Origin of the sequence: Bacillus sp. FJAT-22090, from assembly GCF_001278755.1 — a bacterium.
Taxonomy (GTDB): domain Bacteria; phylum Bacillota; class Bacilli; order Bacillales_A; family Planococcaceae; genus Psychrobacillus.
Window position 1 is genome coordinate 452,807 of sequence record NZ_CP012601.1, and the last position, 15,967, is coordinate 468,773.

Below are 15,967 nucleotides of genomic sequence, written 5' to 3' on the forward strand. Positions count from 1 at the left end.
GACATAGGATATCTACCCTTCTTTTCTTTTAGTTTCATGGATAAATGGCTCTAAAAAAACAAAAAAATAGGGGGCAATGGAATGAAAAAGAATTTATTTCTTACGATGGTCATGATTTTCTCTTTAATCTTAGCGGCATGTGGGTCAGGAGAGGCTGATGCAGATGCAGATAAGAATGGTAGCGGTGGAGATAAGAAAACACTTAAAGTTGCAACAGAGGCTAATTATGCGCCTTTTGTTTATTTGGATAAAGGAGATATGACTGGTTTCGATGTAGACTTTATGAATGCTGTTGCAGCAGAAGCTGGTTATGAGATTGAGCTAGTTAATGTTGGATGGGATCCACTGTTTGTTGAAGTAAAAAGTAAGCTTTCTGATTTAGGGATATGTGCAATTACAATCAATGATGAAAGAAAGCAAACGTACGATTTCTCAGTTCCATATTATCTATCAACTAATAAAATTCTAGTTCCAGAAGGTAGTGATATTAAAACTGCTGCGGACTTAAAGAATGATAAGGTAGTAGCGGTATTAGGTGGAACGACTGGTCAGGAAGCAGTGGAAGGTATTCTTGGTAAAAATAATAGTAATATAAAAAAATTCGATAATAATAACTTAGCTATCATGGAAATGATTAGCGGTGGGGCTGATGCTGTTGTTGCAGATAATGCAGTAGTGGAAGAATATGCAAAAAATAATCCCGACCAAAAGCTTGTAGTAATTACAGATGAACAAGGATTTGAGAGTGAGTTTTATGGAATTATGTTTCCTAAGGGAAGTGAACTGACAGGAGATTTTGATAAAGCGGTGACTACAATTCTTGAAAATGGAACATATACAAAAATCTATAAAGAATGGTTTGGAACAGAACCGGATGTTGATACAATACTTGCTCAACAGGAATGATATGAAAATGAAATAGCGTAACTTTGAATTTATTAGTTACGCTATTTAGTTTTTACTAGGGGGGGAACCTATTGGATTTTAGACTAGACATTTTAGTGGAATATATTCCTTTCTTTTTAAAGGGAACGTTATTAACAATAGGATTATCACTTATTGGAATACTACTAGGAACAATATTAGGATTACTAATAGGTTTAGGAAAAATGATGCGAAATAAAGTTATTTCTTTTATATGTAGTTGCTATATAGTATTTTTCCGAGGAACACCTTTATTTGTCCAAATCTTATTGATCCACTTTGGGGTAGTTCCTATGATTATTGGTCATACAAATGGAATAATAGCTAGTATTATCGCACTTTCATTAATAGCGGGTGCTTATATATCAGAAATATTCAGAGCTGGGATTCAATCGATTGATAAAGGCCAAATGGAAGCATCACGTTCACTAGGTATGAATCATGTGCAATCAATGAAAGATGTAATTTTGCCACAAGCATTCAAACGAATGATTCCACCACTGGGTAATGAGTTTATCGTCCTAATTAAGGAATCTTCACTTGCAGCGATTGTTGCAACTCCAGAGCTGATGTATTATGGGCGTGCATTAGCAAGTCAATATTACAGAGTATGGGAGCCTTATCTGACCGCTGCCCTTATTTATCTCGTACTAACAACTACTTTAAGCTTCTTGTTAAATCATCTTGAAAGAAGGTTGGCAACAGAATGATACAAGTGAAGAACTTAAAAAAATCATTTGGTAGTAACGAAGTATTAAAAGATATTAATGTTGTCATAAAGCCAAAAGAAGTTGTGGTAGTTATTGGTCCATCAGGGTCCGGAAAATCGACCTTTTTACGATGCTTGAATTTACTGGAATCCATCACGGATGGTCGTGTTGCTATAGAAGGTGTTGATATAACGGATAAGAAGACAGATATTAATAAAGTTAGAACTGATGTAGGTATGGTGTTTCAACAATTTAATTTATTCCCCCATAAAACGGTAATGGAAAATATAATACTTGCCCCTATGAGGGTGAGAAAACTTTCGGAAGAACAAGCAAAGAAAAAAGGCTTAGATTTACTTCGCAAAGTGGGACTTGAAGAGAAAGCAAATGCTTATCCCGATTCTCTATCAGGCGGTCAAAAACAACGAGTAGCTATTGCAAGGGCACTTGCGATGGAGCCGAAAATTATGCTTTTTGATGAACCGACATCTGCATTAGATCCTGAAATGGTTGGGGAAGTTCTGGAAGTAATGAAGCAATTAGCAAAAGAGGGGATGACGATGGTAGTAGTAACTCATGAAATGGGATTTGCTCGAGAAGTAGGTGACCGCGTTATATTTATGGATGGTGGTTTCATAGTGGAAGAAAATATTCCAAAAGAAATTTTTGAAAACCCACAACACGATCGTACAAAATCCTTCTTGAGCAAGGTTCTCTAATAGTTTCCGAGATTTAAGAAATCAAAAATGGGGTGAAAAAATGAATAGCCTTCCAGAATCATTAGAAAATCATCAAGTTTCGTTTAATGAGCAACAAAAGATATATTCGTTTCGGAATTTCTTAAAGTTCTTCTTTTTTAGTACGATAGGAATCTTTATGTTTTTTATACCTATCAATATAAATGATAAAAATTCCATTCCTTTAGATCATTTGGTTACATGGATTCGGTCATTTTCTAATACGGCAAATGCCTATTATGCCATGATATTAGTAGTTTTGGGTGCAGCTTACCCATTTTACAAAAAGACATGGCGCAAAAGTAAAGTGGAAATGGTGTTATCTGGTTTTAAAGTATTAGGAGCTATTGCTGCTTTTCTTGTATTGTTTGAAATTGGTCCTGCCTGGCTTATGGCAGAAGATATGGGCCCATACTGGTACTATAGTTTACTCATTCCTATTGGAGTTCTTGTACCAATTGGTGCCATCTTTTTAGCAATGTTAGTCGGATATGGATTACTTGAATTTATTGGTATTTTCATGCAGCCGATCATGCGTCCAATATGGAGAACTCCTGGTAGATCTGCTATTGATGCAGTTGCATCTTTTGTTGGTAGTTACTCAATTGGTTTGTTAATAACGAACAGAATTTACAAGGAAGGTAAATATACAAAAAAAGAAGCAGTTATTATTGCAACGGGTTTTTCAACTGTGTCCGCTACATTTATGATTGTTGTGGCAAACACTTTAGACTTAATGCATATTTGGAATTTATATTTTTGGCTCACGTTTTTAGTTACTTTTGTGGTAACAGCAATTACGGTAAGAATTTGGCCAATAAATAAAATGAGCGATGAGTATTACACAGAAGAAGGTTATCCAGAAGAAATTATAAAAGAGAATCGAGTAAAGTATGCATGGGAGCAAGCAATGCTTACTGCTCATAATGCTCCTAAATTAAAGACAAATATTTATGAGAATGTCAAAGATGGATTAGTAATGGCAATGGGTATTTTACCGTCCATTATGTCCATTGGATTATTTGGGCTAATATTGGCCAATCATACACCGGTGTTCGACTTTCTTGGTTATATTTTTTATCCATTAACTTGGATTCTTCAAATTCCAGAACCACTTCTAGCTGCAAAGGCTGCAGCCATTAACCTGATCGATATGTTTTTACCGTCATTGGTTGTATTGGAGGCAAGTTTAGAAACTCGATTTATCATTGGATCTCTTTCCATCTCAACGATTCTTTTCTTCTCTGCTTTGATACCTTGTATTCTATCAACGGAAATACCAATTAAGATGACTCATATATTAGCAATTTGGTTTTGGAGAACAATATTAACGCTAATTATTGTTACACCACTTGCATTTTTATTCCTCTAAAATAGCGAGGTGTGGCTGAAATGTGTCTCTTACTACTTATAATGGAGGTATGAAAACAATGAGTGAAAAAATAGAAGTCGACCTTTTAATTAGTAATGCAGCGGAAATCGTAACTTGTTCTGGCGAAGGTATGTCTGGCATTGGAGTTCTAAAGAATACTTCGATTGTAATTAATGATGGAAGAATTATTGGAGTCGGATTAAAAGATGAACTAAGTAAGAAGTTTGATATTGAAAATACACAAATAATCGATGCGACTGGAAAAGTAGTTGCACCTGGATTTGTAGATTGTCATACACATTTAGTATTTAACGGTACACGCGTAGAGGAATACGCAGCAAAACTGACTGGCAACAATCCTGAAAAATTAAAAGAACTTGGCATTACTACAGGTCCTAATCGGACGATAGAATTGACACGGGATGCTTCCATAGAAGATTTATTTGAACAGTCCAAGAAAAGAATGCTAAGCATGTTAAATTACGGAATTACAACAATAGAGAGTAAAAGTGGGTATGGTTTGACTACCGAAAGTGAAATTAAAATACTTGAGGTGGGAAGAAGGCTTGATAGAGAAACTCCTGTCGATGTATTAAATACTTTTCTGGGAGCACATGGTTTTCCGAAAGGTATGGAAAAGAGTGATTATCTCTCTATTATTATAAATGAAATGATTCCAGAAGTAGGTAAGCGCAATCTTGCAGAATTCTGTGATGCTTGGTGTGATGAAGGTTACTATACGGCGAAGGAATCAAAGCTAATATTGGAAGCTGCTTTGCAATATGGAATGAAACCGAAGTTACACGCAGATGCTTATTCCTATATTGGAGGATCTGATTTAGCGGTGGAGATGAACATGGTTTCCGTAGATCATCTTAATTATACACCTGTAGAAGTAATGGAAAGGCTAGCACATTCCAAAGTCACAGGAGTATTAATGCCGGCATTGGATTTTGCTGTTAGACACAAACAACCATTTGATGCGAGAAAAATGCTCGACTTAGGGATGGAAATAGCTCTTGCAACTGATTTATGCCCTGCATGTTATACAGAGTCCATGCAATTTGTTATTAACCTTGCATGTAGACTGTATAAATTCACAGTTGAAGAAGCAATAAAAGCGGCTACATATGGAGGTGCACGAGCACTAAATTTAAATGATCGTGGTGTTATTGAAGTAGGTAAACTAGCAGACTTGCAGATTTGGGATATTCCTACGTATAAACATATAGCCTACGAGCTTGGAACGAACATAGTTGAAACAGTTATTAAAGACGGCAAAGTAGTAGTCAATCGATAAAATAGGAGGAGTTATAGATGACAAAAAAACAATTCACTTCAGCTGCAGAAGAAGTAAAAGAAGAGCGCTTGCTCCAGTTGTTTTTGGAACTTGCAAAAATTAATGGTCCAAGTACTAAAGAACAACTTGTAGCGGAATATTTAATGAAAGCATTACCGGAGCTTGGATTTACAATAGAATTTGATGAAGCACATAAAAATTTTAATGGTGAAGTTGGTAATTTAATTGCTTGGCATGAGGGAACTGATGCAACTATTCCTCCACTATTTTTCTCTACACATATGGATACAGTGCTTCCGACTGATGGACTTAAACCAGTTATAAAAGATGGAATTATCTATTCTGATGGCACAACTATATTGGGTGCAGATGATCGAGCTGCATTAGCTGCATATTTAGAAGGAATTCGAGCGGTTGTTGAAAGCGGGATACAACATGGACCAATTGAATTTGTTTTAACTGTTAATGAGCAACCAGGACTTGTGGGAGCAAAATATATGGACTATTCAAAGATTAAGAGTAAAGCAGGTTACATTTTTGATAGTAGTGGCGATGTCGGTCAAATAATTTTAAAAGGACCATACAGTAGTCGCATCTGGATGGAAGTGGAAGGTAGAGCGGCACATATTGCACTAAACGCTGAGGAAGGAAATAGTGCATTTCTAATAGCTGCAAATGGCTTATTGAATATGAAGTTAGGCACCATTGATGAAGAGACACTAGCTAATATAGGTATTATAAATGGAGGAGAATTAACATCCATTATTCCTGGTTCTGTGACGGTGGCAGGAGAAGTACGAAGCTTTTCTAAAGATAAATTAGAACGCCAGTTAAAGCATATGGAGGATGCGATGCAAGAGGCAGCTAGAAAAAGTGATGGTAAAGTAAATGTTCGTATTGAAAAGAAATATAGCGGATTTGATATTCCTAAGGATCATATTCTAACCTCCACGGTTGAAAAATCAGCGAGAAACATACATGTAAAACCATATTTAACCGAAACATTAGGAGGTGCAGATACTAATGTACTTAACGAGAATGGTTTGACTTGTATTACTTTGGGTAATGGGTTTCAAAACATCCACTCCTTTAGAGAATGTATTAGTATAGAAAACTTAATAAATACAGGTAGACTAACAGCTGAATTAATAGAACAATGGTATGAGAATCATAAATAATTATTCTATTTAGTAGTAGACATAGGGAGTGAACGGACAATGAGAAATGAAGAAGTAGTTGAATTAGATGGACGTACGTTAGATAGACATAAAATTGAGCGTGTGGTTTATGGGGATGTAAAGGCGATTGTACCAGAGGCTGATTTAATAAGGGTACGTGCTAGTCGGGAAAGAATCGAAAAACAGCTTAGAGATGGAAAAGTGATCTATGGAGTCAATACTGGATTTGGTAAATTAAGTGATATCGAAATAGAAAAAGAAGATATCGCGAAATTACAATTAAATTTACTACGTGCAGACGCAGTTGGGGTAGGAGACCCACTACCAACACCCGTTGTACGGGCGATGATGGTTCTTCGTGCAAATGCACTAGCAAAAGGTTTTTCAGGGATTAAAGAAGACACACTTCTATTATTAGTAAATATGATTAATAAAGGTGTTCATCCTATTGTCCCTAGTAAGGGGTCAGTTGGAGCAAGTGGCGATTTGGCACCGTTAGCTCATGTAGCAATAGTGTTAATAGGTGAGGGGAAAGCCGAATATGAAGGTGAGATTCTTTCGGGTGCTGAAGCTCTCAAGCGAGCTGGTTTAACACCTGTTTCCTTAGAAGCAAAAGAAGGACTTGCATTAATCAATGGGACACAGGCGATGACTGGAGTTGGAGTTGTTACAATTAATGAAGCAGAACGTGTAGGCTTAGCCGCGGATATGGCTGCATGCTTAACAATGGAAGCACTACAAGGAATTATTTCTGCTTTTGATAGTGAATTATTAGCTGTACGTCCACATCCGGAACTGGAATTCGTCGCTTCTCGAATGAGAAATTGGTTGGAAGGAAGTAAACGAATTACGCATCAAGGGGAAATAAGAATGCAAGATGCATACTCCATTCGATGTATTCCTCAAGTTCATGGTGCATCCTGGCAAGCATTTAATTATGTAGAAGAAAGACTGAAAATTGAAATTAATTCTGCAACGGATAACCCTATTATATTAGAAAATGGTGAAATAATTTCTGGTGGACATTTTCATGGTCAACCAATTGCATTGGCAATGGATTTTTTGAAAGTTGGGGCTGCAGAGTGGGCGAATATTTCAGAAAGAAGAACGGAACGTCTAGTTAATCCCCAATTAAGTGGGTTATCTCCATTTTTAGCTATGGATCCAGGTTTAGAATGTGGATTAATGGTTCCGCAATATGCTGCGGCTGCTCTAGTTTCGGAAAATAAAGTCCTTGCTCATCCAGCAAGTGTTGATTCCATTCCGACGTCAGCAAACCAGGAAGATCATGTGAGTATGGGGACTATTGGGTCACGCCAAGCACGTGAAATTGTTCATAACAGCGCGAGAGTCATTGCTATTGAGTTAATATGTGCATCTCAAGCGATTTACTTAGAGAAAGCGGAAAACCAACTTGCACCAGCGACAAGGGATTACTTAGAAAAAGTGCGAGCGATATGCCCGCCATTAGATAGTGATCGAGCAATCTCTGACCAAATGGAAGCATTAGCCCAGTATATTTTGCGAGAAGACGTATTAAAATTCGGCAAGTAATATTAATAAAGCTATTTCTAAAATGGGGGGAAGGAAATGACGGAATTTCAATTAAAAAGTAACATGGATAGCCTCATTACAGATGTATTTGAGGACGTAATTAAATGGAGAAGATATTTTCATCAAAACCCTGAATTATCGTATGAAGAGATTAAAACATCTCAATATGTTTTTGAAACACTCACATCATTTGGAAATATAGAAGTTACACGTCCAACAAAAACAAGTGTAGTGGGACGTCTGAAAGGTAGCCAGCCCGGTGAAGTTCTAGCGATGCGAGCTGATATGGATGCTTTGCCCATAACGGAAGAAACTGGGTTGCCATTTGCTTCAAGTAATTCGGGCGTCATGCACGCTTGTGGGCATGACGGACATACTGCTATGCTCCTTGGTGCTGCTAAAATTCTTGTGCAACTAAAGGATGAAATAAAAGGTGAGATAAGATTTATTTTCCAACACGCTGAAGAACTCTTTCCTGGTGGTGCGCAAGAAATGGTGAAAGCTGGAGTGCTGGATGGTGTCGACAAAATAATTGGATTACATGTTTTTTCCAATATTCCAACTGGAAAAGTTATTATGCCTTATGGAACATTCTCAGCAAATTCAGACGTGTTTGACATTAAAATTATTGGTAAGGGGGGACATTCCTCTCAGCCTGAAGAAACAATTGATCCCATATCAATAGGAGCGCAAGTAGTAAATAACATGCAGCATATAATTGCACGCAATGTAGCGCCATTAGAACAAGCGGTAGTTTCCGTTACTGAGTTTAATGGTGGAACCGCAAAAAATATCATACCCGATTCCATTAAAATCGGTGGTGGAGTAAGAAGTTTTGATCAAGGAGTTCGAGAAAAAATTGTACATCGTATGGAAGAAATAGTGAAAGGAGTTTCAGAGGCTCACAAAGCATCCTACGAGTTTGATTATATATATGGTTATGGTTCTGTAATGAACAATCACAAATTAACGGAGGAAATGGAAGAACTTATTAAAGAAGAATTTAGTGATGAAACAATTATGATTGTTCCACCGATGATGGGTGGGGAAGACTTCTCAGCTTTTTCAGACAAAGTTCCTGGCTGTTTTATAGGTGTTGGAGCAGCATTTGCTGATGATTGGCGTAATTTTCCCCATCATCATCCTCGATTTGATATTGATGAAAAATCTTTGGAGATGGGCCTTAAGCTATTGATTAAAGCACCGTTTAAATTATTGAATTAACAAGTACATCATCTTAGAAAAACTCTATAAATAATTTTCCATAAAATAATGATAGAGAAGAGGAAGAGATGTATGTTTCAAGAACCTGTTGTAGCAGCAATGGTGATTTTAGGATTAATCGCTGTTGGAGAGGTAATATCTATTTTAACAAAAGCAAGAATTCCAATGCTGTTCATAGCGTTGATGGGTTATCTTGTACTAATTTGGACAGGAATATTACCAAAGAGTATGATTGTTGATTCTGGATTCGTAACTGTAGGTACTGTTTTAGGTACTGCTCCGATTATTGTTCATATGGGAACATTAATTCCGTTAAAAAGCATTAAGTCCCAATGGAGAGCGGTTGCAATAGCAGTGTTAGGTATAATCTTTGCTTCTGTGCTAATCTTAACAATTGTTACTTTCATTTTTGATTATTCTGTAGCAGTTGCGGGTGTTGGTCCTCTAACTGGAGGTATTATCGCCCTTCTTGTTACGTCAGAAGGACTAGCGGAGTTAGGCTTAGTTTCACTGGTAACAATTCCTGTATTAATTATGGCGATACAATCCTTATTTGGAATACCTATCGCGACAAATATTCTCCGTAAATATGCACTAAAAATTCGTTCTGAAATGGACAATGGAACATACGTCTCAGAATATAAGGCAAGCGATAATAATGAAAAGGAAAATGACAAGTTTTTTCTTCCGGATAAATTTAGAAGTAATTTAATTTTACTCTTCTTATTATTTGTCGGTGGAGCTCTTGCAGTTGTTCTAGGGAAATACACACCTATTCCATATAGTTTATGGGCTCTAGTTATCGGTGTTTTAGGAAGGTTAATTGGATTTTATCCAGAGAGAGTTATGGAGCGTGCGAATGCATTTACTGTCGGTATGGCAGGAATTATATTTTTAATTATTATCATGATGAATGATATTACATTTGGCCAATTTATTGGTTACCTCCCAGAAGTACTATCTATTATGGTAGTTGGGATTATAGGAATTATTGTCGGTGCGTACATCGGATCAAAAATATTTAAGTGGGACCCACTTAAAGGGATTCCAGTGGCCCTAACTGCTACGTTTGGCTTCCCTGGAGATTATATTGTGTGTGAAGAAGTTAGCAGAAGTGTAGGAAGAGATAAAGAAGAAGAAGAAAAGATTTTTAATGAGATATTAACCCCCATGCTCGTAGGTGGTTTTACAACTGTAACTGTGGGGTCGGTTATTATTGCAAGTATATTAATAAAAACACTATAAAGGGAAATAGAAAAAGAGATTATGTAAAATTCATAATCTCTCAGATATAAGACAAAAGGCAGTAAGGTATCTCTTAGCGAGTATGTGAACGACATTTCGTTCACATACTCGCTTTTTGTCTGGGACCCGTTAATTTCCTGTTCCAGGCGGACGCGTTCCGCCGGCATGGCTTCAGCCGCTTCCCTTGCTCCTGCGCAAGCTCGTCGCAAAAATTAATTTCGCTACGCTCAGTCCAGCAGCGCAGCGAGGAGGCTAAGGCAACGCCAGCGGAAAGGGAGCCGTTTCAACGCTTTTCTTATTTATCGGACGACATTATTTAGTAAAGTCGATTTCTATGGACTTTTTAGTTCCCTCAGCGTAGGAGAGGAAGGAAGGCTATAGGCGCCTATTCAAATGGAAGGTAATCTAAGTTCGCCGCATCCTGCTCCTGCGCAAAGCTCGTCGCAAAAGAACTTTTGTGGCAACGATTGCATGACCAACATCCTGTTGGCCCAAGCGGCTCGGCGCTCTTCCGCGAAAAGCGAGCGGTAAGCTTCGGAAGACCTGAACTATCTATATAAAAATAAATTCAAGTATGTTTAGTGTTTAAGAGATTATGGATTGACCATAATCTCTTTTTCAATTAAATTTCTTTGCGTAAACTAGAAGAAGGAATATTCAACTCTTCCCGATATTTAGTTATTGTACGTCTAGAGATTGTAATTCCTTTTTCTGTTATAAAATAATCGGCTATTTTTTGATCGGATAAAGGCTTACACTTATTTTCTTTCTTAATAATGTTTTCTAAGAGTTGTTTAACTTCCGTTTGAGAGATAGAATTCCCATCTACCGTCTCAAGCTTGGAGGTAAATAACATGCGTATATCGAACGTGCCATGAGGAGTTTGAATAATTTTATTCATAGTAGCTCTACTAACAGTAGACTCATGCATGTCAATTTCCGTTGCGACATCTTTTAATGTTAATGGCTTTAATGATGAAAAGCCTTCTTTAAAAAAACTAGCTTGTTTTTCCAATAACACTTTCATTATTTTCAAAATGGTTACGCGGCGTTGCTCTATACTGTTTATCAGCCACTTGTATTTGGAAAATTGATTGGAAATATAGTGTGATGTTTCATCCTTAACGTTTAATAAACTGGAATAGTCTTTATTTAGACTAATTTTTGGTAAATAGCTTTCATTTAAATAATGAATTAATTTTCCTTCTTTCAATTCAACAACAATGTCTGGTACTACATATTCAACTTTAAAATCAGCCAAGTGTAGACAAGGCTTTGGGTTAAGTGTTTGTATAAACTCATAAATTTCTTTTACTTTTTCTAATGATATTTTCATCACACGTACAATATCGTTCCACTTTCTATTCGCTATTAGGTCAAGGTGATTGTCAATTATCGCTTTAGCTAGCAATTGATCTGGGTAGTTGTATGTTAATTGTAATTGTAAGCACTCTACTAAACTTCTTGCGCCAATACCGATTGGTCCAATCTCTTGGAGAAGATGAATGCCTCTTTTAACTGTTTTTTCATCATATATTGCACTATCATCTAAACGTAAGTACCCGCTATCATCTAAGTTTTGAACTAGATATGAAAGGAGTTGTTGATCTTTTTCTTTGTAATGAAGCCTAACTTGTTCACATAGCTTTTGCCTCATACTGATTTCATCGTTTTTTATATAATCAAGCATATCTGATGTAGGAGAGGAAGAAAGCGATTTTCTATTCGTTTGCTCGGTATATACTATATCCTTTGTCTGTTCCTTTAATTCTATCAATGGATTTTCAATCTCTTGTTCTTTTATGTATTGATATAAATCGTAAGTGGAGAATTGTAATAGTTCGATGGCTTGTCTTAACTGAAATGTCATAACTAAGCCGAGTTCCTGTCTTTGGTTAAGAATCAAATCCATTAACTAACCTCCTTCAGTAATTACGAAAGCGTTTTCATTATTATACAATATATTCTCAGAATTTTCGACAAAAATAATGAATATTAAGAATGTTCTAACATGAGTGTAGAAAAGAAAAGAGCAAAAACAATGGAATGCGTTTGCTCTAGTATGCTTAAAATTCTCTTTGTATCCAAATGAGGTATTTTAAAATTTTCTTTTGTTAACAAGCATCATTGCTTTTTGCGTGTTTGCAAAATGCCATTTTGTAATGGATTTTAGAAATGCTTCTCCATTTTTTATATAAATTTTTGCTGCTATTTCATCCACTTTTGCGCTAGCGCCTTTAGGGATAGTTGTTCCGGCTATTTCGGTAAGACGATCCATCTCCTTCAAAAAAGCATATCTTGCAATAATGGATGCTGCTGCAACAGAAACATGAAGTTGTTCAGCTTTTGTAGCGAAGAGTACATTTTCACGTATAATTTCTTTTTCCATCTTAATATGATTATAGTAGATTCCACGTTCAGCAAATTGATCGATTAATATAAAAGATGGCTTTTCAGGATTTATTTTGTTTATTACATGCTTGAGTGCTTGGTTATGCATGAGTGCTTTTATTTTCCCTTGGGACCAACCTCGGCTCTGTATATCATTATATTTTTCATTTTTTAATACTAGAACACTGTGTGATAATGAAGCCATTAAATCAGGTGCCATTTTACGCATCACATCATCGGTAAGCATTTTTGAATCTTTGACTCCTAGCTCGTTAACTAACTCTATTTGGTCTTCGCGTACAAAACATGCAGCAACTGTTATAGGACCAAAATAATCACCCGTTCCAGTTTCATCTGATCCGATGACAGATAGAGAAGAGAAATTAGGTGGTAATGTATCGCCTTTAGTAGAAACGGTAACTTTTTCAGGAGACATTCCCCATAAAGAAGCTTCCCGAGATGCTCCGTTTCCTTGAAACATGACTTTGCCAGATTTATAGACTGTTATAGCTGTATCGGCTAGCTTTGCCGCAAAAACGACACCTGGAGCAGATCTTTCAATTTTATAATTCATATAATGAAGTTTCACTTTTTTAATCTCATCGGGTGATAATACTAGCACTACATTGGACATTCGATTGTTCCTTTCTTCACATCAGAATCTATTTCGTGTTATTATAATTAATAGGATTTTCTGGGGGAGGGTATGTCTTTGTCAGAACAACAAAAAACAAGAATTTCTGTTGATATATATGGACAGAATTATACAATGGTAGGTACAGAAACTTCTGGACATATGCGTCTTGTAGCCTCCATGGTAGATGATAAAATGAGAGAAATTCATTCTCATAATAGTCAACTAGATATTGCTAAACTTGGGGTGTTAACAGCCGTTAATGCAGTAAACGATTACATAAAAGTAAAAGAACAATTAGAGCTTCTGGAAGAAGAAGTGAAAAAGTTAAAGGACTGAAAAAATGTTAGATATTCTGATTTTAATATTACTAGTAGCTGGTTTAATTACTGGCGCAAAACGAGGGTTAATTGTTCAGCTTATTCATATGACTGGATTTATCATCGCTTTAATCGTTGCCTATACTTATTATAAACCACTTGCGGATAAATTTGTTTTATGGATTCCTTTTCCAGCAGTAACTGCGGGATCTAAGCTTACAATTGCTGTAGAAAGTTTAGATTTGGATCAAACATTTTATCGTATTATTGCATTTGCACTTATTTTTGTTGTTGTAAAGTTTGCATTACAGTTATTAGCTTCGATGTTTGATTTTTTAAAGTATTTGCCTATACTTGGTTTTATAAGCAATATTGTGGGTGCAGTTTTAGGATTTATAGAGTTTTATTTTATATTATTTGTTTTACTTTATGTTTTTGCGTTACTACCGATAGATTTTATTCAAAATTTAATTTCCAAATCTATTTTGACATCTTGGATGTTGGATCATACTCCTTTACTATCGGAAACAGTAAAAAAATGGTGGTATATTTATATCGAAAAATAACTTCTCTCAGTAGAGGGAAGTTTTTTTTGAATATCTAAACTTAGCACATAGCTACTCAAGGCACTGACCAAGTGCTTGGCTCTATGGACAGAAAGGGGTTTTTGTTTTGGATAAAAAGACAATCATTAAAACTTTAGAAAAGATTGCATTATATATGGAGTTGCAGGGTGAGAATCCTTTTAAAGTTTCTGCATTTCGGAAAGCTGCCCAAGTAATAGAATTAGATTCAAGAAGTCTTTCAGAAATGGATAATATTTTATCACTTAAAGGGATCGGTGCTGCGACAGGAGCTGTTATTGAAGATTTGATGAATAAAGGAGAATCCTCTTTCCTAATTGAACTACAAAATTCAGTGCCAAGTGGATTACTTCCTATGTTAAAAATACCTGGGCTTGGCGGTAAGAAAATTGCAAAGCTTTATAAAGAATTACAAATAGATTCAATTGAAGCATTGAAAGAAGCATGTGAATCACATAAGGTTCAAAAACTTCCTGGCTTTGCCGCGAAGACAGAAGTGAAAATACTAGCTGAATTAGAAAACTTTCAAGTGAAACCTGAAAGAAGTGCAGTTTGGCTATTAGAGCCAATTGTTGAAATAATTAATGAGAAGCTTTCACATATTACCGCGATTGAAAAATTTTCTGTTGCGGGTTCTTATAGACGGGTAAAGGAAGCAAGTAAGGACATTGACTTTATCATTGCAACAGAGTACCCAATCGAAGTTAGAGAAGAAATTTTGAAAGTTCTCCCGGTTTTAAAAGTTATTGCTGCTGGCGACACAAAAGTTTCTATTACACTTGACGTAGAGAATGAGGTAGACGTTGACTTTCGTTTAGTAAACATTGATCAATTTGCCTCCGCTCTCAACCATTTTACAGGTTTAAAAGATCATAATATTAAAATGAGGCAAATTGCAAAGGACCAAGGGAAAAAAATAAGTGAATACGGTGTGGAGTTAGAAGACGGGACAGTTCAGCATTTTAAAACTGAGGAGGAATTCTATGCATTTTTCGATTTGCCATTTATTCCCCCAACTGTTCGAGAGGATGGCTCAGAATTTACAAAACTAGATCAGCTATCACGACTTGTAAAGTTAGAGGATATAAAGGCAGACCTTCATATGCATACTACTTGGTCTGATGGAGCTTATTCCATAGAGGAAATGGTGGAAGCTTGTCGAACTAAAGGATATTCGCATTTAGTCATTACGGATCATTCCGATTATTTAAAAGTAGCAAATGGACTAACAAAAGAGCGTTTGTTGCATCAAATAGAAACAATTCACGAGATAAACGAAAAGTATACAGACATCGAAATATTTACTGGAACAGAAATGGATATTCTACCTGATGGCTCGCTAGACTTTGATGAGGATGTATTAAAACAATTGGATTTTGTTATTGCTTCGATCCATTCAAGTTTTAGTCAGCCAGAGGAGAAAATAATGGAGCGTTTGTTTAACGCTATTAAAAATCCTTTTGTTCACATGATTGCCCACCCTACCGGAAGAATAATTGAAACTCGGAATGGGTACAATCCCGATGTCCCGACTTTAATCGAGTGGGCAAAGGAATATGGAAAGATACTTGAGCTCAATGCTAGCCCTTATCGGTTAGATTTAAAAACAGAATATTTAAGGATCGCAAAAGAATTAGGTGTTCCGATTGCCATAAATACGGATGCTCATCATATAATCCAACTTAAATACATGGATCTTGGAGTACGTTATGCACAAAAAGCTTGGTTATCCAAAGATGAAATTGTGAATACATGGTCATTGGATATGTTTAAGCAATTTATAACGAAATAAAT

14 protein-coding genes are annotated in these 15,967 nt (G+C 36.2%); 12 read left to right on the top strand and 2 right to left on the bottom strand.

Annotation, left to right across the window (positions count from 1 at the left end; all coding sequences use genetic code 11):
* The first annotated feature begins 81 nt into the window (after positions 1-81).
* The 9 genes from AM499_RS02330 to AM499_RS02370 all read left to right on the top strand — a co-directional run bounded on the left by AM499_RS02330 (position 82) and on the right by AM499_RS02370 (position 10,244).
* The gene (locus AM499_RS02330) at positions 82-906 is read left to right on the top strand and encodes a basic amino acid ABC transporter substrate-binding protein (RefSeq protein ID WP_053588685.1); all 825 of its coding nucleotides are present in this window, start codon (positions 82-84) and stop codon (positions 904-906) included.
* 71 nt (positions 907-977) lie between these two features.
* A complete protein-coding gene (locus AM499_RS02335; RefSeq protein ID WP_053588686.1) occupies positions 978-1,634 on the top strand; it encodes an amino acid ABC transporter permease in 657 nt (218 codons plus the stop codon).
* Entirely contained in the window at positions 1,631-2,353 is a 723-nt protein-coding gene (locus AM499_RS02340; protein ID WP_053588687.1) for an amino acid ABC transporter ATP-binding protein, read from the top strand. Before AM499_RS02335 ends, AM499_RS02340 begins: the two co-directional genes overlap by 4 nt.
* Before the next feature lie 40 nt (positions 2,354-2,393).
* A complete protein-coding gene (locus tag AM499_RS02345; RefSeq protein ID WP_053588688.1) occupies positions 2,394-3,743 on the top strand; it encodes a YjiH family protein in 1,350 nt (449 codons plus the stop codon).
* A gap of 58 nt (positions 3,744-3,801) precedes the next feature.
* Entirely contained in the window at positions 3,802-5,043 is a 1,242-nt protein-coding gene (hutI, locus tag AM499_RS02350; RefSeq protein WP_053588689.1) for an imidazolonepropionase, read from the top strand.
* A 17-nt stretch (positions 5,044-5,060) separates the two neighbouring features.
* Positions 5,061-6,221 (top strand): M20/M25/M40 family metallo-hydrolase, encoded by a 1,161-nt coding sequence (locus AM499_RS02355; protein WP_053588690.1) that lies wholly within the window; start codon positions 5,061-5,063, stop codon positions 6,219-6,221.
* Positions 6,222-6,260: 39 nt separating this feature from the next.
* Positions 6,261-7,775, top strand: a complete 1,515-nt coding sequence (hutH, locus tag AM499_RS02360; RefSeq protein WP_053588691.1) for a histidine ammonia-lyase — start codon at positions 6,261-6,263, stop codon at positions 7,773-7,775.
* A gap of 36 nt (positions 7,776-7,811) precedes the next feature.
* Positions 7,812-8,999, top strand: a complete 1,188-nt coding sequence (locus AM499_RS02365) for an amidohydrolase (RefSeq protein ID WP_053588692.1) — start codon at positions 7,812-7,814, stop codon at positions 8,997-8,999.
* 72 nt (positions 9,000-9,071) lie between these two features.
* Positions 9,072-10,244 (top strand): hypothetical protein, encoded by a 1,173-nt coding sequence (locus tag AM499_RS02370; protein WP_053588693.1) that lies wholly within the window; start codon positions 9,072-9,074, stop codon positions 10,242-10,244.
* A gap of 622 nt (positions 10,245-10,866) precedes the next feature.
* On the opposite strand, the gene rpoN is transcribed toward AM499_RS02370, so the two are convergent.
* A complete protein-coding gene (gene rpoN, locus AM499_RS02375; protein WP_053588694.1) occupies positions 10,867-12,156 on the bottom strand; it encodes an RNA polymerase factor sigma-54 in 1,290 nt (429 codons plus the stop codon).
* Between the two features lie 186 nt (positions 12,157-12,342).
* On the bottom strand, positions 12,343-13,269 hold the full coding sequence (gene rnhC / locus AM499_RS02380; RefSeq protein WP_053588695.1) for a ribonuclease HIII: 927 nt from the start codon (positions 13,267-13,269) through the stop codon (positions 12,343-12,345).
* 78 nt (positions 13,270-13,347) lie between these two features.
* Here rnhC and zapA point away from each other — a divergent pair, with 78 nt between their 5' ends.
* The 3 genes from zapA to polX all read left to right on the top strand — a co-directional run bounded on the left by zapA (position 13,348) and on the right by polX (position 15,965).
* On the top strand, positions 13,348-13,608 hold the full coding sequence (zapA, locus tag AM499_RS02385) for a cell division protein ZapA (protein WP_053588696.1): 261 nt from the start codon (positions 13,348-13,350) through the stop codon (positions 13,606-13,608).
* A gap of 4 nt (positions 13,609-13,612) precedes the next feature.
* On the top strand, positions 13,613-14,155 hold the full coding sequence (locus AM499_RS02390; RefSeq protein ID WP_053588697.1) for a CvpA family protein: 543 nt from the start codon (positions 13,613-13,615) through the stop codon (positions 14,153-14,155).
* A gap of 106 nt (positions 14,156-14,261) precedes the next feature.
* Entirely contained in the window at positions 14,262-15,965 is a 1,704-nt protein-coding gene (polX, locus tag AM499_RS02395) for a DNA polymerase/3'-5' exonuclease PolX (RefSeq protein WP_053588698.1), read from the top strand.
* Positions 15,966-15,967 lie beyond the last annotated feature (2 nt).

What these genes read in the sequence shown, in the direction of transcription:
- rnhC (WP_053588695.1), bottom strand. Translation starts at nt 13,269, where the DNA reads ATGTCCAATGTAGTGCTAGTATTATCACCCGATGAGATTAAAAAAGTG.
- hutH (WP_053588691.1), top strand. Translation starts at nt 6,261, where the DNA reads ATGAGAAATGAAGAAGTAGTTGAATTAGATGGACGTACGTTAGATAGA.
- AM499_RS02355 (WP_053588690.1), top strand. Translation starts at nt 5,061, where the DNA reads ATGACAAAAAAACAATTCACTTCAGCTGCAGAAGAAGTAAAAGAAGAG.
- AM499_RS02365 (WP_053588692.1), top strand. Translation starts at nt 7,812, where the DNA reads ATGACGGAATTTCAATTAAAAAGTAACATGGATAGCCTCATTACAGAT.
- AM499_RS02345 (WP_053588688.1), top strand. Translation starts at nt 2,394, where the DNA reads ATGAATAGCCTTCCAGAATCATTAGAAAATCATCAAGTTTCGTTTAAT.
- AM499_RS02330 (WP_053588685.1), top strand. Translation starts at nt 82, where the DNA reads ATGAAAAAGAATTTATTTCTTACGATGGTCATGATTTTCTCTTTAATC.
- AM499_RS02340 (WP_053588687.1), top strand. Translation starts at nt 1,631, where the DNA reads ATGATACAAGTGAAGAACTTAAAAAAATCATTTGGTAGTAACGAAGTA.
- AM499_RS02390 (WP_053588697.1), top strand. Translation starts at nt 13,613, where the DNA reads ATGTTAGATATTCTGATTTTAATATTACTAGTAGCTGGTTTAATTACT.
- AM499_RS02370 (WP_053588693.1), top strand. Translation starts at nt 9,072, where the DNA reads ATGTTTCAAGAACCTGTTGTAGCAGCAATGGTGATTTTAGGATTAATC.
- rpoN (WP_053588694.1), bottom strand. Translation starts at nt 12,156, where the DNA reads ATGGATTTGATTCTTAACCAAAGACAGGAACTCGGCTTAGTTATGACA.
- hutI (WP_053588689.1), top strand. Translation starts at nt 3,802, where the DNA reads ATGAGTGAAAAAATAGAAGTCGACCTTTTAATTAGTAATGCAGCGGAA.